Annotated in this window: 19 protein-coding genes; all 19 read left to right on the forward strand. The window is 36.6% G+C overall.

The features are described from left to right. Positions 1 to 6 precede the first annotated feature (6 nt). Entirely contained in the window at positions 7 to 7,308 is a 7,302-nt protein-coding gene (sov, locus tag RBU60_RS05400) for a T9SS outer membrane translocon Sov/SprA (protein ID WP_407660193.1), read from the forward strand. Between the two features lie 28 nt (positions 7,309 to 7,336). Then, complete coding sequence (gcvH, locus tag RBU60_RS05405) at positions 7,337 to 7,717, forward strand: glycine cleavage system protein GcvH (RefSeq protein ID WP_308863684.1); 381 nt, start codon at positions 7,337 to 7,339, stop codon at positions 7,715 to 7,717. 55 nt (positions 7,718 to 7,772) lie between these two features. After that, complete coding sequence (locus RBU60_RS14160; RefSeq protein WP_407660194.1) at positions 7,773 to 8,087, forward strand: VanZ family protein; 315 nt, start codon at positions 7,773 to 7,775, stop codon at positions 8,085 to 8,087. Positions 8,088 to 8,152: 65 nt separating this feature from the next. Then, positions 8,153 to 8,875 carry an energy transducer TonB gene (locus RBU60_RS05410; protein WP_308863686.1) on the forward strand — a complete coding sequence of 241 codons (723 nt, stop codon included), beginning with the start codon at positions 8,153 to 8,155 and terminating at the stop codon, positions 8,873 to 8,875. A 115-nt stretch (positions 8,876 to 8,990) separates the two neighbouring features. After that, entirely contained in the window at positions 8,991 to 9,713 is a 723-nt protein-coding gene (locus RBU60_RS05415) for an energy transducer TonB (RefSeq protein WP_308863687.1), read from the forward strand. A 454-nt stretch (positions 9,714 to 10,167) separates the two neighbouring features. After that, positions 10,168 to 11,070, forward strand: a complete 903-nt coding sequence (gene cyoE, locus RBU60_RS05420) for a heme o synthase (protein ID WP_308863688.1) — start codon at positions 10,168 to 10,170, stop codon at positions 11,068 to 11,070. Then, positions 11,061 to 11,642, forward strand: a complete 582-nt coding sequence (locus RBU60_RS05425) for a cytochrome c oxidase subunit 3 (protein ID WP_308863689.1) — start codon at positions 11,061 to 11,063, stop codon at positions 11,640 to 11,642. Before cyoE ends, RBU60_RS05425 begins: the two co-directional genes overlap by 10 nt. A gap of 46 nt (positions 11,643 to 11,688) precedes the next feature. Beyond that, a complete protein-coding gene (locus tag RBU60_RS05430) occupies positions 11,689 to 12,675 on the forward strand; it encodes a cytochrome c oxidase subunit 3 (RefSeq protein ID WP_308863691.1) in 987 nt (328 codons plus the stop codon). 19 nt (positions 12,676 to 12,694) lie between these two features. After that, a complete protein-coding gene (locus tag RBU60_RS05435; protein ID WP_308863692.1) occupies positions 12,695 to 13,060 on the forward strand; it encodes a cytochrome C oxidase subunit IV family protein in 366 nt (121 codons plus the stop codon). A gap of 77 nt (positions 13,061 to 13,137) precedes the next feature. Next, on the forward strand, positions 13,138 to 13,776 hold the full coding sequence (locus tag RBU60_RS05440) for a hypothetical protein (RefSeq protein WP_308863693.1): 639 nt from the start codon (positions 13,138 to 13,140) through the stop codon (positions 13,774 to 13,776). A 3-nt stretch (positions 13,777 to 13,779) separates the two neighbouring features. Continuing rightward, complete coding sequence (locus RBU60_RS05445) at positions 13,780 to 14,400, forward strand: SCO family protein (protein WP_308863694.1); 621 nt, start codon at positions 13,780 to 13,782, stop codon at positions 14,398 to 14,400. 6 nt (positions 14,401 to 14,406) lie between these two features. Beyond that, on the forward strand, positions 14,407 to 14,943 hold the full coding sequence (locus tag RBU60_RS05450; protein ID WP_308863695.1) for a DUF420 domain-containing protein: 537 nt from the start codon (positions 14,407 to 14,409) through the stop codon (positions 14,941 to 14,943). A 9-nt stretch (positions 14,944 to 14,952) separates the two neighbouring features. Beyond that, a complete protein-coding gene (locus RBU60_RS05455) occupies positions 14,953 to 15,183 on the forward strand; it encodes a hypothetical protein (protein WP_308863696.1) in 231 nt (76 codons plus the stop codon). 103 nt (positions 15,184 to 15,286) lie between these two features. Then, positions 15,287 to 15,988, forward strand: coding sequence for an ABC transporter ATP-binding protein (locus RBU60_RS05460; protein WP_308863697.1), 702 nt, complete (start codon positions 15,287 to 15,289; stop codon positions 15,986 to 15,988). Then, complete coding sequence (locus RBU60_RS05465) at positions 15,981 to 17,225, forward strand: ABC transporter permease (RefSeq protein WP_308863699.1); 1,245 nt, start codon at positions 15,981 to 15,983, stop codon at positions 17,223 to 17,225. Before RBU60_RS05460 ends, RBU60_RS05465 begins: the two co-directional genes overlap by 8 nt. 1 nt (position 17,226) lies before the next feature. Next, positions 17,227 to 18,492 carry an ABC transporter permease gene (locus RBU60_RS05470; protein ID WP_308863700.1) on the forward strand — a complete coding sequence of 422 codons (1,266 nt, stop codon included), beginning with the start codon at positions 17,227 to 17,229 and terminating at the stop codon, positions 18,490 to 18,492. 24 nt (positions 18,493 to 18,516) lie between these two features. Continuing rightward, entirely contained in the window at positions 18,517 to 19,638 is a 1,122-nt protein-coding gene (locus RBU60_RS05475; RefSeq protein WP_308863701.1) for an efflux RND transporter periplasmic adaptor subunit, read from the forward strand. Positions 19,639 to 19,693: 55 nt separating this feature from the next. Beyond that, positions 19,694 to 21,025, forward strand: coding sequence for a TolC family protein (locus RBU60_RS05480; RefSeq protein ID WP_308863703.1), 1,332 nt, complete (start codon positions 19,694 to 19,696; stop codon positions 21,023 to 21,025). Positions 21,026 to 21,027: 2 nt separating this feature from the next. Continuing rightward, positions 21,028 to 22,317, forward strand: a complete 1,290-nt coding sequence (locus RBU60_RS05485; protein ID WP_308863704.1) for an efflux RND transporter periplasmic adaptor subunit — start codon at positions 21,028 to 21,030, stop codon at positions 22,315 to 22,317. Positions 22,318 to 22,322 lie beyond the last annotated feature (5 nt).

Genomic DNA, 22,322 nt, shown 5'->3' on the forward strand with positions numbered 1-22,322 from the left:
TATAAATTGAAAAATATTTACTCCCATCATAAAGGATATAAAAGTACTTATATACTTATTTTTTTCTTGTTGAGCTGCAGTTCTGTGTTCAGTCAAGAAGAAACCTTTCAAGATTCTACAAAAACGGGATATTCAACGGGTAATGTTCAATTACCAAATCCTAGTAGTATAGAACAAAAGTACACCTATGATCCTATTTTAGATCGATATATCTATACCGAAAAAATTGGCCGAGTAAATGTAGAATACCCGATGGTATTGACTCCAGACGAGTATAGAGACTTAATTTTGCAAGGGCAGATGAAAGATTATTTTAAACAAAAATCTGATGCGGTTGCGGGAAGAAGTGAAAACGCTGAAGAGGAACAGAGAAATTTGTTGCCTATCTTTTATGTGAACAATAGCTTTTTTGAAACCATTTTTGGTGGAAGTGAAATAGAAGTAATTCCTCAAGGATCTGTGGAGGTAGATTTAGGAGTTTTATATACCAAGCAAGATAACCCTGCGCTTTCTCCTCGTAACCGAAGTAGTTTTACCTTCGATTTTAATCAGCGCATCAGTTTAAGTTTGTTGGGGAAAGTAGGAACACGTTTAGAGGTAAACGCAAACTACGATACGGAATCTACGTTTGATTTTCAGAATCAAATTAAATTAGATTATACGCCCGATGAAGATGATATTGTAAGAAAAATTGAGGTAGGTAACGTGAGTATGCCACTTAATAGTTCTTTAATTCAAGGGGCGCAAAGTTTATTTGGGGTAAAGACTCAGCTTCAGTTTGGGAAAACTACCATTACTGGTGTTTTTTCTGAGCAAAATTCAGAAAGACAAACCACCAATATTCAAGGGGGAGGAGCTGTGCAAGAATTTGAGAAATTCATCTTAGATTATGATGAAAACAGACACTTCTTTTTAGCGCATTATTTTAGAAATCAGTATAATAAATCGCTTCAGAATTATCCTTTTATCAATAGTAACATCCAGGTAACCCGAGTGCAAATCTGGGTAACCAATAGAACCAATTCTACGCAAGCCTTAACCAATGCAAGAAATATTGTAGCTATTCAAGATTTAGGGGAATCAGACCCATTAAATGTAGGAGTTTTAAACGATCAAAACGGGAACCCGAGTACCTCACCAGGATTTGCAAGTTTTTTAAACTCTACTCCGGGAGCCTATCCAAGCAACTCTAATAACGACTTTAATCCATTAGGAATTACAGGGCCGCAGCAATCGGTTTTAACTTCTGCGATTCGTGATGTGGCTACGGTAGATCAAGGTTTTGGGCCTAACTCTGGCGATGTAGATGAGGGAGTAGATTATGCCAAGCTAGAAAATGCGAGGCAATTAGATCCTAATGAATATACTTTAAATACCCAGCTGGGATATATTTCATTAAATCAAAGAATTAGTAATGATGAGGTGTTGGCAGTAGCTTTTCAATATACGGTTAACGGGCAGGTGTATCAAGTTGGAGAATTTGCTAATGATGGCGTACAAGCGACTCAAGGTGGAGTTAATCCTAACAATAATCCAAACAATCCTAATAACCCAAATAGCCCCAACAATCCTAATCAAGATATGATTGCCATCAACCAAAACTTGGTAGTGAAATTGTTAAAGAGTCCTATCACGAATGTGAATGAACCCATTTGGGACTTGATGATGAAAAACATCTATAGCCTTGATGCTTTTCAACTGGAGAAGGAAGATTTTAGATTCAATATTTTATATACAGATCCGCAGCCGCTTAACTACATTAGTCCGGCGCCCAACTCTTCTACCCCTTTACCTGAAGATGTGGAAGACCGAAATTTATTGGGTGTTTTCAACTTAGATAATTTAAACTTAAACAATGACCCAGTAGTTGATGGAGATGGTTTCTTTGATTATGTCCCCGGCTTAACCATAGATCCCGAAAACGGTCGAATTATCTTTACTTCCGTAGAGCCTTTTGGAGAATATTTATTTGATAAGCTAGATAACAATCCCAACGGAGGACCTGAAGATTATAACGATACCAACACCTATAACGACAACCAATCTAAATATGTATTTAGAGCCTTGTATAAGACTACGAAAACACAAGCAGAGCAAGAGGAAGCCGATAAAAATAAGTTTCAGTTAAAAGGAAGTTATAAATCGACTGGGCAAGACGGGATCCCTATTGGAGCATTTAATGTGCCTCAAGGATCGGTAACCGTAACCGCTGGAGGTCGTGTGTTGCAAGAAGGTGTAGATTATACGGTAGATTATCAATTGGGAAGAGTTAAAATTATGGATGAAGCTTTATTGGCTTCAGATACGCCTATCCAGGTTTCTACAGAGAATAATGCATTATTCGGTCAGCAAACCAAACGATTTACAGGAATAGATGTGCAGCATCAATTTAGTGAAGACTTTATAATTGGAGGAACGTATCTTAATTTAAATGAGAGACCGCTTACACAGAAGTCTAACTACAGTTATGAGCCTATCAATAATTCGATGTATGGGTTTAACTTAAATTATTCTACAGAGGTTCCATTTTTTACTAGACTTGTCAATAAGCTTCCGAATATAGATACCGATGTAGAATCTAATTTCTCTGTTCGTGGAGAGTTCGCATATCTACAACCAGGGTCTCCAAAAGGAGATGATTTTAATGGAGTGGCTACTTCTTATGTGGATGATTTTGAAGCTTCACAAACTTCTATTTCGGTGATGACGCCTCTTTCTTGGCACTTGTCTAGTGCGCCTATTGGATTTGGAGGAGAAAAAGCGAATAACGATTTAGCTTCGGGATATAAAAGAGCAAAACTGAACTGGTATACAATAGATCCTATATTTTACACGAGTCAGCGTCCTAATGGAATCACAGATGCCGATCTTTCTACGTACTCAACCAGAAGAGTTTTTATAGATGAAATTTTCCCTAATACAGATATTGTACAGGGGCAAACACAAGCTATTTATACGCTGGATCTTAGTTTTGATCCGAAAGAACGTGGGGCATATAACTTTAATCCTTCCGCAGCAGGAACGAATACATTGCCTACTCCCAACGAGAATTTTGGCGGAATTACGCGAGAAATTACCACGACCAACTTTGAACAATCCAATGTAGAATTTATTGAGTTTTGGGTAATGGACCCTTTTATCTATCAAGAAAATAATGCCATTAACGAGGGTAAAATTACCTTCAACTTAGGAAGTATTTCTGAAGATGTTTTAAAAGATGGAAGAAAGCAATATGAAAACGGTTTACCTAAAGACGGTTCTGCAGGAAACACGATAGAAACTGCTTTTGGTAGAGTTCCTTCCAGTCAATCTTTGGTGTATGCCTTTGATAGCGATGGACAAGAAAGAGTGAATCAAGATTTAGGATTAAATGGTTTAGACGATGCTTTAGAGGCTCAGAAGTTCGCTAGTTTTGCCGGTTTAGAAGATCCTGCCAATGATAATTATGAATATTATTTAAGTGCTGAGGGAGACATTCTTAGCAGGTATAAGCGCTATAATGGTTTACAAGGAAACTCTCCTACAAATGTGGGTCAGAATGATAGAGGGAATTCTACTATTCCGTCTGCAGAAGATGTAAATAGAGACAATACGATGAATACCATAGACAGTTACTTTGAGTATGAAGTTCCTGTTTATAGAGATATGAGTGTGAATAACAACACCAGTTCTATCGCCGGTATTGATAATGATTATATTACCGATGTAAGAACCTTGAATACTACCTTGCAAAACGGAAGTCAGATGGATGTGCGTTGGGTGCAATTTAAAATTCCGTTAAGGACAGACAGTCAGTATTCAGTAAATGGTATTGCCGATTTACGCTCGGTAAGATTTATGCGTATGTTCCTTTCTGGATTTAGCGATGATGTGGTTTTGCGTTTTGGTACTTTAGATTTAGTAAGAGGAGATTATAGAAGGTATAGTCAAGCTTTAGTTCCTAACGGAAGTGATCCAGAAAACACGCCTAACACTACTCTAGATGTGTCTGCAGTAAGTGAAGAGCAAACTTCAGATTATATAACTCCGCCAGGAGTAGTAAGAGAAGAGTTGGTGAACAACAATCAAACGATTCGGGAAGATGAGCAGTCTTTATCGCTAACGGTTAAAAAATTAGCTCCGCAAGATTCTAGGGCGGTTTACAAGAATTTTCAAATCGATATGCGCCAGTATAAAAACTTAGAAATGTTTTTACACGCAGAGAGTTTACCTTTCCCAGCGCCCACCTTAATGGATGGAGAGCTTACCGCATTTATTAGAATGGGAACCGATTTCTCTGATAACTTCTATCAAATAGAAGTTCCGTTAACGACGAGTGATGAAAACTCTACAAATCCTAGAGCGGTTTGGCCTATAGAAAATGATCTAAAATTACCCTTAGAGTTGCTTCAGCAAATAAAATCTTTGATTATAGGGAACAATGCTTACAACTCTATAGATCTTAATTTCTTTACTTCAGATTTGGCTCCTTCCAATTCGAGTAATGCGGGAGAATTAAGAGTGGGAATTAAAGGAAATCCTAGTTTTGGTAACATAAGAGTATTGATGCTGGGCTTAAAAAATACAGGAACGACTGATGCTTCTGGGGAAGTTTGGTTTAATGAACTGCGCTTATCTGACTTGAAAAATCAAGGAGGCTGGGCTGCGGTCTTAAATATGGATACCAATTTCGCCGATTTTGCTACCGTATCTGCCACAGGAAGAAGAAGTACCGTAGGTTTTGGGTCTATTGAGCAAGGACCCAACCAGCGAAGTAGGGAGGATGTAAAACAATATGATGTAGTAGGTAACTTGAATGTTGGACAGTTGCTTCCTAAAGATTGGGGGGTGAAAATTCCCTTTACGTATAGTCGTGGGGAAGAATTAATTACGCCTCAATACGATCCTGAATATTTAGATTTAGAATTGGAAACGCTACTTGATAATACGCAGGATGATTCGCGTAGAGACGAGCTTCAGGAAAGAGCAGAAGATTATACCAAACGACAGAGTGTGAGTGTTATTGGCTTAAGAAAAGATAGAACCAATCAGGATAGAAAACCTATGCCTTATGATGTAGAAAACTTCTCTTTCTCTGGTACCTATAACCAAGAAGATCACCGGGATTTTGAAATTGAAGAGGCTTTAGATCAAAATGTAAACATAGGAGCTACCTACGATTATGCTTTTAGACCCTTTAAAATAGAGCCGTTTAAGAACATTAAATCTTTAGACAGTAGCGATTATTACAAGCCTATTAAGGATTTTAATATTAATCCTTTGCCTGCAAATATTTCGGCAAGTTCTAACATTATAAGACAGTATAACGAACAGCGATACAGAGAGATCAATCTCCCTCCAGGTTCTATTGGCTTGCCTACTCTATACCAAAGAAATTATACTTTTGATTGGCAATATACCATTAATCATAACCTTACGGAATCGCTTAATTTTAACTTTAATAGTTCTAATAATAGAATTGTTAGGAACTACATTAATGAGGGCAATGTTCAAGATAATTCTGTTGGAGTTTGGGATGACTTCTTTGAACTAGGAGATCCTAATCAACATTACCAAAGCTTTCAATTGAATTATGATTTACCTTTAGATAAAATTCCGTTTTTAGAATTTGTGAGAGCGCAGTATTCTTATACTGGAAACTTCCAATGGCAAAAGGGCTCTGAGATTTTGAATGACCTCCCTGGAATTCCGAATATAGGGAATACCGTTCAAAACTCTAATACCCATCAAATTAATGGTACTTTTGAGATGAATACCTTGTATAGGTATTTAGGTTTAGTAAAAAAGAGAGCTACTAGGTCAAAAAGAGGAGGTCCTCAATCTGGAACGGAAGATGCAAAACAGGATACGGGAAACAAATTAGGTTTTTCTAGAGATAATAAAGATGCGGTAAGAGGAGCTAATGAAAACGGTGATAGCAAGCTTTCTGGAGGAGATAAAGCTTTAAATACTGCAATAGGATTAGTTACTTCTTTAAGAAGACTCACAGTAAATTATCAAGAAACCAATGGTATTTACTTACCAGGTTATACGAATGATGTAGGTTTTGGAGGAACGTTGAAACCTACAGCAGGATTTACTTTTGGTAGTCAAGCCGATATTAGAGAAAAAGCAGCTGCTAGCGGATGGCTTACTGCTTACCAAGAGTTTAATGAACAGTATACCGAAAATGAAACTAGGAATTTAAGCGTCCAAGCGAATGTGAATCTAGTGCCAGATTTAACTTTAGACCTTACGGCAAACAGGTTATATTCTGAAACTTATTCAGAGAATTATCGAGTGAATCAGGAAGACCTTCAGTATAGATCTTTAACTCCTAATGCCTTCGGAAACTTTAATATTTCTACAATTATGATTTCTTCTGCCTTTAGCAAGAGTGATAATCAGGAATCTGAAGCTTTTAATGAATTTAGAGCAAACAGGTTGCAAGTTGCTAATCGTTTGGCTACAGAAGCAGGAATTGATTTGACAGATGCCAATAATATAAATCAGGAAACGGGTTACCCTAAGGGCTTTGGTAAAAATAGTCAATCGGTATTGTTGCCTTCCTTCTTGGCAGCTTATACTACAAGTGATGCAAAAGACATAAGTTTAGGGATTTTTAGAGATACGCCTTTACCTAATTGGAATTTAAAATATACAGGTTTAATGCGTTTGGGGTGGTTTAAAGATAAGTTCAAGCGTTTTAGTATACAGCACGGTTATACTTCCATTTATAACGTCAACCAGTTTCAAAGTAATTTAGATTATGATAGGAGTAATCCTTACGGAGAGAACAATGTAGATCAGTCTGGAGATTATAAGAATCCATTTTTAATATCCAATGTAAACTTGGTAGAACAATTCTCTCCTTTGGTGAAAGTAGATATGGAATTGAAGAATTCAATAAAAATATTGGCTGAAATCAAGAAAGATCGACAATTATCTCTTAGTTTTGACAATAATTTGTTAACTGAGATTCAGGGGAACGAATATATCTTAGGATTAGGGTATCGTTTAAGGGATCTTACAATGGCTACCAAGATCGCAGGGCAGCAAAGAATAATAAGAAGTGATTTAATCTTTAAGGCAGATTTATCTTACCGAAGAAACGAAACGATTATTAGGTATTTAGACTTTGATAATAGTCAAACAACTTCGGGACAAGATATTTGGGGATTCAATTTTAATGCAGAATATGCGCTTTCAAAAAACTTAACCGCAATATTTTATTACGACCATAGTTTTTCTGAATATGCTGTGTCTACTGCATTTCCGCAAACCACCATTAGATCTGGATTTACCTTGAGGTATAATTTTGGAAATTAAAAAATAACCATACAAAATAACAATAGAAATGAACATACCAAGCGAATTAAAGTACACTAAAGACCACGAGTGGATTAAGATTGAGGGAGATGTCGCAACTGTAGGAATTACAGAATTTGCACAAGGAGAATTAGGAGATATTGTATATGTAGAAGTCGAAACTGTGGATGAGACCTTAGAAAGAGAAGAGGTTTTTGGAACAGTAGAAGCGGTAAAAACGGTATCAGATCTTTTTTCACCTCTTTCTGGAGAGATTATCGAGTTTAACGAGTCTTTAGAAGATGAACCAGAAAATGTGAATACAGATCCTTACGGAGAAGGATGGATGGTGAAGATTAGAATGACAGAACCAGAACAGGTAAAAGACTTAATAGATGCAGAGGCTTATAAAGAACTTATTGGCGCCTAAGCTAATCTTATCTTTGGCATTGCTATTTTCATTGGGGATTCTTTACGCTTCCCTGATGCGAACAGACAGATTACCTAAAGTTAATTTTGAACAAGCCGATAAAGTTTTTCATTTTACGGCTTACTTGATACTTAGTCTTTTGTGGTATTTCTATTATATAAGCTGTAACTTAGGGAAGCGTCTTAGAAACCCCCCTTTTTTAATAATTGGACTGTTAATAATTGCATTTGGCATTCTTATTGAGGTTTTACAGGATGTAGCTACAGACTATAGAAGTATAGATCGACTAGATGTTCTGGCAAATTTATTAGGTGTTGTAGTCGCTTATATTATAGTGTCAATGTTAAGATTAAGAATCCAAAAACTTTAAATCTGAAGATTAGCTTAGATTTTTTGAAAAAAATAGTTACATTAGCAATTCGATAAAATTTAATTATGGAACCAAAGAAAAATCCCAAAAAAGACTTAGGAAGAAGAAGCGTGCTTTTTTTTCAATTGGGTCTTATTTTAATGCTTTTTATTACTTGGCGTGCTATCGAGTGGAAAACATACGATAAGGAGGACATAGACCAAGGAGTCGTTCAGTTTGACCAGCTTGATGAAGAGGATATGCCAATTACTCAAATCAAGACCCCACCGCCACCGCCACCGCCACCGCCGCCAGCTCCCGAAGTTATTGAGGTAGTTGAGGATGATGTGGAGATCGAAGAGGAGATTATCGAATCTACCGAGGTGATGGATGAACCAGAAATTGTGGAAGTTGCAGAAGTAGAAGAAGCACCACAAGAGGAGATTGCAGATGTTCCTTTTACCGCCATTGAAGACGTACCATTATTTCCTGGTTGTGAGAAGTTCAAAACTAACAATGAACGTAAAAAGTGTATGAGTGATAAAATTAAAGAGTTTGTCAACAGTAAGTTTAATACTGATTTAGGATCAGAACTTGGACTTACCGGTGTAAATAGAGTTTACGTTCGTTTTAAAATTGATAACAAAGGAAAGATTACAGGGGTTCAAGCAAGAGCACCACACCCAAGACTTCAAAAAGAAGCAGAGCGTGTAGTGAATATGTTGCCTAATATGACTCCAGGTAAACAAAGAGGTAAACCAGTTGGTGTACTTTATTCTTTACCTATTATCTTCCAAGTACAAGACTAAAACTTAAGTCTTTATAAATCAAAGCCTTTAATTTTTAAATTAAAGGCTTTTTTTGTTTTTTGTATTTTTTGGCAACATTATTGATTCTGTATCTGTAGAACTAAAACAATATGTTATGAGAGAGATTAAGCCTACCCGTGAAAGCAGTATAGTCTATTTTCAAATTGGTTTAATTGCAGCGCTATTATTAGCTATTTTTGTGATTGAAAATAAATCTGAAATTGATAATTTAAATCCTGAAACAGCTGAGTTTAATGAGCTAGATCCAGAGACTCCTTTTGTTTTTCATATGCCTAAAAAGCAACCAGAAAAAATAGCCATCAAAAAAGAGAAGAAAAAATCTACTGAAAAACTACCCGTAAAATCTAGTGAATCTCCTGTCGAGACGCTTGATCCTGTAGAGCCTGAAAAGCCAACAGAACCGGTTAAGAAAGAAGTGGGGAAGATGGGTCTTGAAAAGCCTATAGAGGCTAAAATAGAAGAATTTAATTTCAGAGTCGTAGAAATGGTTCCTGTTTTTCCGGGGTGTGAAATTTATAAAACTGAAGCGGAAATTAGAAATTGTTTCTCTTCTCAAATTGCTAAAATGATCAAAAAGAAGTTTGATGGGGATTTAGCAGCAGAGCTTGATTTACATGGCGAACAAAGAATATATGTCAAGTTTACAATAAATGAGTTGGGTCTTGTGGAAAACATAAGAACAAGATCAGTGAATGAAATATTAGCGAAAGAAGCTAAGAGAGTAGTGGAGTTACTGCCTCAGATGAAACCTGCGCAACAGCAAGATAAAAAAGTATCCGTAAATTATAGCTTGCCTATTATTTTCGATATTCACTAAATAAACAAGAATTACTAAATGATATGTTTTATCATTCAAAAAAACTAATAGATAGTTTCGATTAAATTAATGAGCGGTATTATGCGTGTTTTGTTTGTATTCTTGTCCACTTTTTCTGCGAAAGCGTAAACTTTAACCTAACATAGTAAGTATGGTTTTAGGCAGCGAGAAACCCTTCCCTTCACGGAAAAGAGACTGCGCTTAATTGTCGAGAAAATACCATTTGGTTAATTTTTAACTTGGCTCTCGTCTTATTGATCCCTTCATAGAGCTTAGCTCGAAACTTAAATAAACATTTTTTCAATTCATGGCTCTTGGCCTTGTCCTAAGCTTTTTGATTCGGCATATTTATTTTAAGCTCAAACACAAATCACATTCATAAAACATTTAACAATAAAAGAGCCTTGTTAAAAGGCTTTTAAAGAGTATCTTTGCACTCCAAAATAGTTCCTTTTTGAGTAAGACCATCACAAATATTCACACGATTGATCTTGTTTCAGATTTCAAAGAAATCACGAAGATGCGCTTAGCGGTAAGTGTGGTCTTTTCTTCTGTAGCAGGTTACTTCTTGGGTGCCGAAATCATTGACTTTGTAGAAGTCTTGTTGCTTGCTGTTGGGGGGTATATGATGGTAGGAGCATCTAATGCATTCAATCAAGTGATTGAGAAAGATTTGGATGCATTGATGAATAGAACCAAAAACAGACCTATTCCTTCGGGGCGGATGTCTGTAAATAAGGCGTTACTTATTGGTTCTACGTTAGGGGCATTGGGTTTGATTATCTTGTATTATATCAATCCCATCACGTCTATGTTTGGAGCGATATCTATATTTCTTTATGTAAGTGTATATACTCCTTTAAAAACTAAAACTCCGCTTTCTGTATTTGTGGGAGCTTTCCCAGGAGCTATTCCTTTTATGTTGGGATGGGTAGCTGCAACCGGAAGTTTTAGTATAGAGGCTGGAACTTTATTTATGATTCAGTTTTTTTGGCAATTCCCACACTTTTGGGCATTGGGATGGTGGTTGTATGACGACTACAAGCGAGGAGGTTTCTTTATGCTTCCTACAGGGAAAAGAGATAAAGGCACAGCGGTTCAAATTATTTTATATACGATTTGGACCATTGCGGTATCATTAATACCCGTATTTGGTGTCACGGGAAGACTTTATTTAACTCCTGTTTCAGGAGTGTTGATATTAATTTTGGGATTAGGAATGCTTTATTATGCCTATAAATTATATCAAAGCCGGGATGAAATATCAGCAAAGAAACTCATGTTTGCGAGTGTTTCATACATTACATTACTACAAATAATCTATGTATTAGATAAATATATTAGGATATGGATTTAACTCAAGGGACAGAAAAGGAAAAAATTGAAAGATCAAAGAAGATGATGCTTTGGTTTGGAATCATTAGCATGGGAATGATGTTTGCCGGGCTAACGAGTGCTTACGTAGTAAGTAAAAACAGGCCAGACTGGCTGAAAGACTTTGAGCTTCCAAATGTTTTCATCTACAGCACCGCCCTGATATTGATAAGTAGCATTAGCTTCCATCTGGCGAAAAAGTCGATTAGAAAGGATGCTATGAAGAAAGCCTCAGCTTTATTGTGGATCACTTTGGCTTTAGGTTTAGCTTTTATCTACTTACAGTTTGAAGGCTTTAATCAGATTTTAGAAAATGGATATTATTTTACAGGAAGTGCCAGTACCATAACCACCTCATTTATCTATTTGGTAGTGATTGCCCATTTAGCGCATATTTTTGCAGGGGTTGTTGTGTTGTTGGTGGTAATTTATAATAATTCTAAACAGCGATATAGAGGCGGTCAAATGCTTGGTATAGAACTGGGTGCGACGTTTTGGCACTTTATAGATGTCCTATGGATATATCTGTTTTTATTTTTATATTTCTTTAGATAAGAAAATTAACTATTTTTGCTAAATATTTTAACACTAATTTCTCTTTATGGAAGCTACTGTTGCAAGAACAGGAACCGAAGGCAAGACTTGGGGAGGGGGCAAAAAATCTCCTTTAAAAGCCAGCTATGGAAAATTGATGATGTGGTTTTTCATCACTTCAGATGCATTAACATTTTCAGGCTTTTTAGCTGCTTACGGTTTTTCTAGATTTAAATTTTTAGACTCTTGGCCCATCGCCGATGAAGTTTTTAACCACTTCCCCTTTTTACATGGAGTAGATGCTCCTATGTACTATGTGGCTTTCATGACGTTTATCTTAATCTTCTCCTCGGTGACGATGGTTTTGGCAGTGGATGCTGGACACCATATGAAAAAAGCAAAAGTGACCATTTATATGTTACTTACCGTTGTTGGAGGTTTGATTTTCGTAGGGTCTCAAGCTTGGGAGTGGAAAAACTTTATAAAAGGAACTTATGGTGCTGTAGAAACAACCGGAGGACAAATTCTTCAGTTTGTAAATACAGATGGAGAGCGCGTAGCTTTAAAAGATATTGCTGTTGACTTAAAAGAAGACAGGGTAGTCCATGAGCGTAAAAACGGTGTCTGGTACTCTACAGATGAGTCTACCTTACCTACTTATTCCATCAACGAAATAAAAGAAGGTTTTAAAACCAAGAATAATATTCTAATAAGAACCCTAGAGAACGATGAAAATGGTGCAAAAATCATTTTGTCTAGAGAAGAGTCTCTGGCATATATGGATAATAGAGCTGTAAATGTAGTAGAGGGAGCTAACCTAACTCATAATGAGTATGGGCCGCCACTTTTTGCAGATTTTTTCTTTTTTATCACAGGTTTCCACGGATTTCACGTAAGTATTGGAATCTTATTGAATATCATTGTATTTTTTAATGTGATCGTAGGGACTTACGAAAGAAGAGGTAGCTATGAAATGGTAGAGAAAGTAGGACTTTACTGGCACTTTGTAGATTTAGTTTGGGTATTTGTATTTACATTCTTCTACCTAGTTTAATATAATAAAGAATTATAAAATGGCACACGACGCAACTCATCAAGACGACGGTTCGGCAGTAAAAAGAATTTGGTCTGTTTTTGGAATATTATCTCTGGTAACTATAGTAGAAGTAATCTTAGGAATTATAAAACCAGAATTTTTAGTAAAGACTACATTTATTTATATGTCTTTGTTAAACTGGATTTTTATAGTCTTAACCTTATATAAAGCATATTTAATTACTTGGGCATTTATGCATATGGAGCATGAGTCAAAAGGATTAAGAAGATCTGTAGTTTGGACAGGGTTATTTCTTATTGCTTATCTCCTCTTTATCTTGTTGACCGAAGGAGACTACATATATGAAGTCTATCAAAACGGACAAATGACTTGGGATTTTTAAAAATTAAAACACAAGAAAAGACGGTTTATTAAAGCCGTCTTTTTTATTTTTGCAAAGCCTTTAGTAATACGGCAAAAATGAAAAAATATATAATTCTCTTTGTGCTTTTCGCACTTCCAATTTTAGCCTACCTTTTCTTCGCTTCTGGAGTTAATAATTTCGCTAACCTACCAACCATTACTCGGCAAGTAAATGAGTTAACTTCCTTTGCTTCTTTAGATGGAAAACCGCTTCGGTTTAAAGACAAAATCACCATCCTTATGTTCTATGGAAACAACATCAATAAGATGGAAGGAAACGCATTTAATCTTAACGAAAAAATTTACGATAAAAACCATAACTTTAATGATTTCCAATTTGTGGCCATCGCTAAAGAAGGTCAGCAGCAAGCAGCTTTAGATCTTTTAGAGGAGATTTCTACAACCACAGATACTAGAAAGTGGAACTTTGGTTTTGCTTCCGCGGAAGCGATTCAAGAATTGTTTTCAAGCTTAGAAACTAATTTGTCATTAGATGAAGACTTAGCGAACACCCATGCCTTTATTATCGACAAAGAAGTAAGTTTAAGAGGTAGGAAAGGCGAAAATGATCCTTCTAAAATTGAGAATTACGGTTACAATACCAGTTCTGTGGGCGAGTTGAACAATGTAATGGATGATGATGTAAAGGTAATCTTAGCAGAATACAGGTTGGCATTGAAAAAGTATAATAAATAAGCTATGAAAAACTATTCCTACGTAGGCATTTCTTTAGTGATCCTTATTTTCGGAACCTGGGCAGTGCCAAAAATTATAGCTCAATTTAGTACGCCAACTATGGCAGAAATTGGGAAAGTACCCAATTTTTCTTTTACCAATCAAGATGGAAAAACCATCACTAATGAAGATTATAAAGGGAAAGTATATGTGGTAGAGTTTTTCTTTACGACTTGTCCTACTATTTGTCCTAAGATGAATGAGAATATGATTAAAATTCAGGATGAATTTTATGGAAATCCGAACTTTGGAATAGCTTCTTTTAGTATTTATCCAGAACACGATACTCCAGAAGTTCTTAAGGCTTACGCAGATAAATATGGAGTCGCCATCCCTAATTGGCATATGTTGACGGGAGAACGAGAGGCTATCTTTGAGTTGGCCAATAAAGGTTTTAATCTTTATGTAGCAGAAAACGATGAGATGGACGGTAATTTTGAGCATTCTGGCTATTTTGCTTTGGTGGATCAAGAAGGAGTAATACGTTCTAGATATGACGACTTTGGTAATCCAATTGCTTTCTATAACGGATTGGATAAAAGTGATCTAGAAAAGCTTAGGAAAGACATTAAAAACTTATTGTAAGAAATCATGAGTGCATTAAAAAGAACAGACAAGATTGCGGTACCAGTTATTATCATTTTGTCTGTGGTTATTCCTTTAGCGGTTCTAGTGCTTATGAATTTACCAACGCGCTATGATATTTTTGGGTTAGAGATGGGAACCTATCCGTTTTTTCATGCGTTGATTAATGGTTCCACGGCATTTCTTTTAATCGTTGGCTATATTCTCATCCGTAAAGGAGAAACAAAATTGCACCGCAATGTAATGATTACTGCTTTTTGCCTATCCTCTATTTTTTTGGTAAGTTATGTGATCTCCAAAGTGAGCAATGATCCTATGCCTTATGGAGGAGAAGGTTTTTTAAAGCCTCTCTACTTTTTTGTTTTAATTAGCCATATAATTCTTTCTGCTATAATTGTTCCTTTAGTCTTGTTTACGATGTATCGAGGCTTAACAAAAGAATACGTCAAGCACAGAAAAATCGCGCGCTGGACATTTCCTATTTGGTTATATGTTTCGGTGACTGGAGTTTTGGTATATTTGTTTATGTTACCTTATTATTAAATGATGATGATGAAAAAAATAGTTTCTTTTTTACTGATTGTGGCGACTTCGTTAATCTTTAATGCGGCTTATGCGCAATGTTCTATGTGTAGAGCGGTATTAGAAAGTGATGTAGATGGAGGCGCTGCAGAAGCTATTAATGATGGGATTGTGTACCTAATGGTCTTTCCATACATTCTCGTTGCTGGAGTAGGAGTTGCTATTTATAGACTCATGAGATCCAATAAGCAATCTGCATAAATGTTAATTTTAACGTTTCTGTAGCGCTTCTCGTGTAACGAATCTTCTTTTTATTAGTCTTATGGTTAACTACTGCGCTTACGCGGAAGAAAAATAGAAACCTATGATAGACATAAAAGACCTTCATAAATCGTATAAAACAGGCGCTACCTCTTTGCATGTGCTTAAAGGCATTAACTTTAATGTAAAAGAAGGAGAGTTGGTTTCTATTATGGGCTCTTCTGGATCGGGGAAATCTACCTTGCTTAATATTTTGGGAATGTTAGACGAAGCAGATGCAGGTTCTTATCACTTAGATAATGTGCCCATCAAAAATCTAAATGAAAAAATTGCTGCTCAATATAGAAACAAATTTCTGGGTTTTATATTTCAATCTTTTAACCTTATTAATTATAAAACCGCTTTAGATAATGTGGCGATGCCCTTATATTATCAAGGGGTAAGTAGAGGAGAGCGATTAGATAGGTCTATGGCTTACCTAGAAAAAGTAGGATTAGCACCTTGGGCAAGACACTTACCTAACGAACTTTCTGGAGGGCAAAAACAACGCGTTGCAATTGCTAGAGCCTTGGCGAGTGATCCCAAAGTCTTATTGGCCGATGAGCCAACAGGAGCTTTAGATACCAAAACTTCATATGAAGTGATGGATTTAATTCAGGGGATTAATGATGAAGGAAAAACCATCTTGGTAGTAACGCACGAAGATGATATTGCACACATGACCAAGCGAATCGTCAATCTTAAAGACGGTGTGATTATAGATGATTCTTTCGTAAAGCAAGTAAGAGCCAAAGATCATGTTTAATCTAGAACGTTGGGAAGAGATTTTTGAAACCATTAGCAAAAACAAGCTAAGGACATTTCTTACGGGCTTATCTGTACTTTCTGGAATCTTTATTTTAGTCATTCTACTTGGCGTGAGTCAAGGGATGCAAAACGGAATCTCAACTCAGTTTCAGGGGGATGCCGCCAATATCATTTATGTTTGGACCGGAGTTACTTCCGTAGAGTATAAAGGAATGAATCCGGGGAGAGAAATTCAGCTTCGCAATAAAGATTACGATCAAATTGTGAGAGCCCATGAAAACGAATTAGAGTATAAGTCCTCTATCTACAGCACTTGGGGGCAAATGATTACCTATAAAAAAGAGGCTGGAAGTTATCGTTTAGAAGGAATCTACCCCGACTATCAATTTCTAGAAAACCAAAGCATGATCAAAGGGCGGCACATCAATGTTTTAGATGTGGATCATAGCACCAAAAGTGTAGTTATTGGTAAAAAAGTATACGATGATCTTTTTAAGGAGGAAGAAGCCTTAGGGAAATACGTTAAAGTCTCGGGAGTCAATTTTAAAGTGGTGGGTGTATTTTCAGATCCTGGTGGAGAACGGGAAGAATCTAGAGTATTTGTACCTATTACCACTGCTCAGAAAGTTTTTGGTGGCGGTAACAAAGTAAATTCTCTTTCCTTTAGTTTACCTATGGAAGATGACTTTGATAAAGCAACTGCTGCTTCCGTTCAGTTTTCAGAAAACTTAAAGGATAAGCTTAAAAAAGCACATGATGTGGCGCCAGAAGATGAAAGTGCTATTTCTGTAAATAACTCTTTGGAGAATGCGAAACGCTTTTATGAACTGATGTCCATGATAAAAATGTTCTTTTGGTTTGTCGGGATTGCTACGATTTTGGCCGGAGTAATAGGCGTAAGTAACATTATGCTCATTATCGTAAAAGAGCGTACGAAAGAAATTGGTATCCGTAAAGCTTTAGGCGCACAACCTCTATCTATTGTGACGATGATTTTACACGAGTCTATTTTTGTAACAGCCATCGCAGGATTCCTAGGTTTGTTTTTAGGCTTATTGCTGTTAGAATTTATTGGCCCCATGGTAGAAACCGAATTTATTACCAATCCTTCGGTTGATTTTAATATTGCCATCACTACGGTTGTCATACTGATTGTTGCTGGAGCTTTCGCCGGATTTTTTCCCGCTTGGCGAGCAGCCAGAATTAAACCCATTATAGCCTTAAGAGACGAATAGTATGTTTAGTAGAGATAAATGGAACGAAATTATAGAATCCCTAACCTCCAACTGGTTTAGAACCATACTTACGGCCTTTGGGGTGCTTTGGGGAATCTTTATTTTAGTGATTCTTTTGGCAGCTGGAAAAGGATTAGAAAACGGAGTAAAACAAGGTTTTGGCGGTATGGCGACCAATAGCATGTTTATGTGGACGCAAACCGTTTCTAAACCCTATAAAGGTTTGCCTAAAGGAAGAAGGTATAGCTTTAAAACCAAAGACGTTCAAGCGATAAAAGATAATGTACCCGGACTTAAATATGTCTCACCTCGAAATCAATTAGGAGGTTTTGGAGGATCTAATAATGTGGTACGCGGACTAAAATCTGGAGCTTTTAATGTCTACGGCGATTATCCCGAAATTATCAATCAGCAACCTATGGACATTACTTCCGGAAGGTTTATAAACTATAACGATATCAATGAGAAGCGAAAAGTCGCAGTTATAGGAGAAGGGGTGAAAACCAATATGTACGATGCTGAAGAAGCGGTTCTTGGAAGTTATATTAAAGTCAACGGAGTCAATTTTCAAGTGATTGGAACTTATAAAAAGAAAAGCACCGGCGGAGGAAATTCTGAAGAAGATCAAAAAGAAATTTATGTGCCGTTTACCGCTTTCTCACAAGCCTTTAATATGGGAGATTTGGTAGGCTGGATGGCAATTACGGCAGATGACAATCATTCGATTACCTCTCTTAAAAGCGGAGTGTTTGACGTGATTAAGAAAAACCATACCATACATCCAGAGGACGAACGCGCCGTAGGGAACTTCGATTTATTTGAAGAATATAACAAAATTAACGGCTTGTTTACCGCCTTAAACTTTGTGGCTTATTTTGTGGGGATTCTGGTGCTGCTTTCGGGAGTGATAGGAATTTGCAACATTATGTTGATTGTAGTAAAAGAACGAACCAGTGAGATTGGTGTAAGAAGAGCTTTAGGAGCAACCCCTTGGAACATTCGCGGCCAGATATTGTTAGAATCTATTTTCTTGACCATCATTTCAGGTATGTCGGGGATTATACTTGCTACTCTAGTGCTTTGGTTGGTGAATTACGTACTCGCTTCCCAAGACACTTCAGAAATGATGTTTCTCAACCCGAGTGTAGATTTAGTTACGGTGATTATCGCCCTTTTGATCTTAGTGATTTCGGGCTTGTTGGCAGGTTTAATTCCTGCGCAAAATGCCATCAGAATAAAACCAGTAGACGCATTAAGAACAGAATAAGAATATTAAAATCCATCTATAAAAATGAAAAGAGTACTAACCATCATTGTTTTAATCGTCATAGGAATACTATTTTTTGGTTCCTTATATTATTTGTATCAGAAGAATCAAGAAAGCCCAGTGGTCTATGAAACCGAGAAGCCTTCTAAGCAAACGATTGTAAAAGAAACGGTTGCTACCGGAAGTATTGTTCCTAAGGAAGAGATTTTAATCAAACCAAATATTTCTGGGATTATAGATAAGATCTATATTGAAGCAGGAGAAAATATTAAGGAGGGAGATTTAATCGCTCAGTTAAGAGTGGTGCCTAATGTTTCTAATCTTGCCAGCGCAAAAAATCAGATTTCAACTGCAAAAATTGCGATGGATAATGATAAGAAAAGTTACGATCGCCAAAAAGAATTGTTTGATAAAGGCGTGATTTCTGCCAATGATTTTGATCAAGTGGAGGCAAACTACCGCCAATCGCAACAAACCTATAACGCCGCACGACAAACCTTTGAGATTATTCAAACAGGAACAACAAGCGGTGTGGGGAATGCCGCCAACACGCAGATACGTTCTACCATTACGGGAATGGTGTTAGAAGTTCCTGTAAAAACGGGAAACCAAGTAATTGAAGCCAATAATTTTAATGAAGGAACTACGATTGCTACCTTGGCGAATGTAGATAAAATGATTTTTGAAGGAAAAGTAGATGAGTCTGAAGTAGGGAAAATTAAAGAAAACCTGCCGTTAGAAATTACGATTGGAGCCATAGAAAACAAAACCTTTGATGCGGTTTTAGATTATATCGCGCCCAAGGGATTGGATGAAAACGGAGCGATTCAGTTTGAAATTGAGGGAACCTTAAAAAATCAAGACAGTACATTTATTCGTTCTGGTTTGAGTGCCAATGCTTCCATTATTTTAGATAAAGTAGAAAATGTGCTGGCGATTAAAGAATCCTTGGTTCAGTTTGATTCAAAAACCAAAGAACCTTTTGTAGAAGTGAAAACCGGAGATCAAGAATTTAAGCGGATAGACGTGAAATTAGGTTTAAGCGATGGTATTTACATTCAGGTTTTGGAAGGAATTGGAGAAGAGGACGAGATTAAAGTATGGAATCAAGTCAAGCCCGTAGAAAAATTTGGAGAAAAAGGATAAGTTTAACTGTAACAAAAGCAAAATGAAATCTACATATATACATAGACACCCTTTTATGAAATCAATAGCTAGTTTTGTCATTCTATTTTTCTTAACCTTTTCTTTTCAAGCACAAGAAAAGAAATGGACGTTAAGAGAATGCGTTGCCTATGCGTTAGAAAATAACATTTCTATAAAGCAATCTCAATTAGATGTAGATGCATCAGAATTGGATAGAATGGATGCCATAGGGAATTTAATTCCTACGGTAAACGGTTCGGCATCTTACACCACCAATACAGGAGCGAATATTAACCCGGTAACCAACCAGTTTGAGAATGAGACCTTCTCCTCTATGACTGCAGGTGTTAGTTCTAATTTGACTTTATTTGACGGACTAAAAAATGTGCGTCAGCTGCAAAGATCTAAATTGGCGAAATTGGCAAGTCTATATCGTTTGGATAAAATGAAAGATGATATCGCCTTGGCTGTGGCTAATTCTTTCTTGCAAGTGCTGCTTAATAAAGCAAACTTAGAAGTAATTAAGGCGCAAAACATAGTGACTTTAGAGCAATTAGACCGAACCGAAGATTTGGTAGATGCTGGAGTTTTACCTCAAGGAGATATGTTAGAAATAAAAGCTACAGATGCTAGTGAAAAGCAACGTATGGCTGTCGCCGAAAACGATGTAGAAATCTCATTGATAAGTCTAGCACAACTACTACTGATAAAAGATTACGCTAACTTTCAAATTGTAGATGAAGGTTACGAAATTATCTCTACAGAAGTAGTGAATAAACCAGTACAGGAAATAATAAATTCTGCGGAAGAAACCAGATCAGAAGTAAAAATAGCAGAGCAGGATGTGCTTTTAGCAGAAAAAGATGTGCAAATTGCGAGAGGTGATTATTATCCTACTTTATCTGCGTTTTTTGGCTATAACACAAGGTATTCAAATAATGACTTTCTAGATAGAGCCTTTGTAGACCAATTATGGCAAAATGATGGTATAGGCTACGGGATACGACTTAACGTTCCTATTTTTAATGGTTTGACTGTGAGAACAAACGTAAAAAGAAATAAGGTTAATTTAGAAAGAACTGAATTTCAATTAGAGCAAGCAAAGCTAGATTTAGAGTCTAATGTATACCAAGCTTATGTAGATGTAAACGGGGCTTTAAAAGCTTATGAAGCATCACAAAAGGCTTTAGAATCTCAAGAACTGGCTTACGACTATGCCAAAGAAAGGTATGATGTGGGCTTAACAAATGCCTTCGACTTTAGTCAGTCAAAATTAAGATTCGACAACGCAAAAATAGAAGTCAACAGAACCAAATACGATTATATCTTTAAACTTAAAGTATTAGAATTGTTTTTTGGCGTTGACGCAAAAGATATTAAATTATAATTATGAAAAAAAAGACACTTCTAATCCTTGGCGTCATTATCGTGGCGGTTATTCTATTGTTGGTAGTAGGTAAAAAAAGTGGCTGGTTTGGAAAAACTGGAAACTTTAAGCAAGTAGAAATCGCTGCCATTAGCGAGCTTGATATCACCGAAACCGTTTCGGCTACAGGAAAGATTCAACCCGAAATAGAAGTGAAATTATCTTCAGAAGTTTCAGGAGAAATTATCGAATTACCGGTAAGAGAAGGCCATGTGGTAGAAAAAGGAGACCTGTTGGTGAAAATAAATCCAGATTTATACCAATCTAGTCTGCAACGTTCACAGGCAGGCTACCAAAACATACAAGCTTCCTTGACTCAAAGTAAATCTAGTTTAAAGCAAGCAAAAGCTAATTATGACCGTAACAAAACCCTTTTTGATAAGGGAGTGATTTCAAAATCTGAATGGGATGCGATTGTTTCTGAATATGAAATAGCTCAGGCATCAAAAGAATCTGCTTATTACAATGTACAAAGTGCAGCAGCATCGGTAAATGAAGCCAAAGACAACTTGGGAAGAACAACTATTTATGCACCTATGTCTGGGACCATTTCAAAATTAGATGCAGAGTTGGGAGAGCGAGTGGTGGGAACCCAGCAAATGGCGGGAACAGAGATTTTACGAGTGGCCAATCTTGCAGAGATGGAAGTAGAGGTAGAAGTAAATGAGAATGATATTGTAAAAATTGCAATAGGAGATTCTGCTATTGTTGAGGTAGATGCATATTTAGGAAAAGAGTTTCAAGGAGTAGTTACTGAAATATCTAATTCTGCCGCAGATAATTTAACAGCAGATCAAGTGACGAATTTTGAAGTGAAAGTAAAGATTCTTAAGAAATCTTACCAAGATCTTATCGAAGGGAAGCCCGAAAATTTCTCTCCGTTTAGACCTGGAATGACGGCAACCGTAGATATCATCACCAATAAGAAGAAAAATATTATAGGAGTTCCTATAAGTGCTATTGTGATTAAAAACGATACGACTTCCGCAAAGAAAAATGCAGATGAGAACTCTAAACCTAAGTCTACTTCCAAAAAGCCCAAGACAGATGAAACCTTTGAATGTGTTTTTGTAAAGAATGGAGAAGAGGCTAGGCTACAAGTGGTGAAAACAGGTATTCAAGACGACAGCAATATAGAGATCTCTGAAGGCTTAAAAGTAGGCGATGAGGTAATTGTAGGGCCTTACAATACGGTGACCAAAAGCTTAAAGGCGGGGGATAAAATAGAAGTGAAAAGCAATCAAGAAGAATAATAATT

Origin of the sequence: Mesonia profundi, assembly GCF_031085155.1 — a bacterium.
GTDB classification, from domain to species: Bacteria; Bacteroidota; Bacteroidia; order Flavobacteriales; family Flavobacteriaceae; genus Mesonia; species Mesonia profundi.

Excerpts from the sequence above, each read along its gene's own strand:
- RBU60_RS05475 (WP_308863701.1), top strand. The coding sequence starts at position 18,517 with ATGAAAAGAGTACTAACCATCATTGTTTTAATCGTCATAGGAATACTA.
- RBU60_RS05455 (WP_308863696.1), top strand. The coding sequence starts at position 14,953 with ATGAAAAAAATAGTTTCTTTTTTACTGATTGTGGCGACTTCGTTAATC.
- RBU60_RS05415 (WP_308863687.1), top strand. The coding sequence starts at position 8,991 with ATGAGAGAGATTAAGCCTACCCGTGAAAGCAGTATAGTCTATTTTCAA.
- RBU60_RS05430 (WP_308863691.1), top strand. The coding sequence starts at position 11,689 with ATGGAAGCTACTGTTGCAAGAACAGGAACCGAAGGCAAGACTTGGGGA.
- RBU60_RS05470 (WP_308863700.1), top strand. The coding sequence starts at position 17,227 with ATGTTTAGTAGAGATAAATGGAACGAAATTATAGAATCCCTAACCTCC.
- RBU60_RS05435 (WP_308863692.1), top strand. The coding sequence starts at position 12,695 with ATGGCACACGACGCAACTCATCAAGACGACGGTTCGGCAGTAAAAAGA.
- RBU60_RS05460 (WP_308863697.1), top strand. The coding sequence starts at position 15,287 with ATGATAGACATAAAAGACCTTCATAAATCGTATAAAACAGGCGCTACC.
- RBU60_RS05425 (WP_308863689.1), top strand. The coding sequence starts at position 11,061 with ATGGATTTAACTCAAGGGACAGAAAAGGAAAAAATTGAAAGATCAAAG.
- RBU60_RS05485 (WP_308863704.1), top strand. The coding sequence starts at position 21,028 with ATGAAAAAAAAGACACTTCTAATCCTTGGCGTCATTATCGTGGCGGTT.
- RBU60_RS05480 (WP_308863703.1), top strand. The coding sequence starts at position 19,694 with ATGAAATCAATAGCTAGTTTTGTCATTCTATTTTTCTTAACCTTTTCT.
- RBU60_RS05445 (WP_308863694.1), top strand. The coding sequence starts at position 13,780 with ATGAAAAACTATTCCTACGTAGGCATTTCTTTAGTGATCCTTATTTTC.
- RBU60_RS05440 (WP_308863693.1), top strand. The coding sequence starts at position 13,138 with ATGAAAAAATATATAATTCTCTTTGTGCTTTTCGCACTTCCAATTTTA.
- gcvH (WP_308863684.1), top strand. The coding sequence starts at position 7,337 with ATGAACATACCAAGCGAATTAAAGTACACTAAAGACCACGAGTGGATT.
- RBU60_RS14160 (WP_407660194.1), top strand. The coding sequence starts at position 7,773 with ATGCGAACAGACAGATTACCTAAAGTTAATTTTGAACAAGCCGATAAA.
- RBU60_RS05465 (WP_308863699.1), top strand. The coding sequence starts at position 15,981 with ATGTTTAATCTAGAACGTTGGGAAGAGATTTTTGAAACCATTAGCAAA.
- RBU60_RS05410 (WP_308863686.1), top strand. The coding sequence starts at position 8,153 with ATGGAACCAAAGAAAAATCCCAAAAAAGACTTAGGAAGAAGAAGCGTG.
- RBU60_RS05450 (WP_308863695.1), top strand. The coding sequence starts at position 14,407 with ATGAGTGCATTAAAAAGAACAGACAAGATTGCGGTACCAGTTATTATC.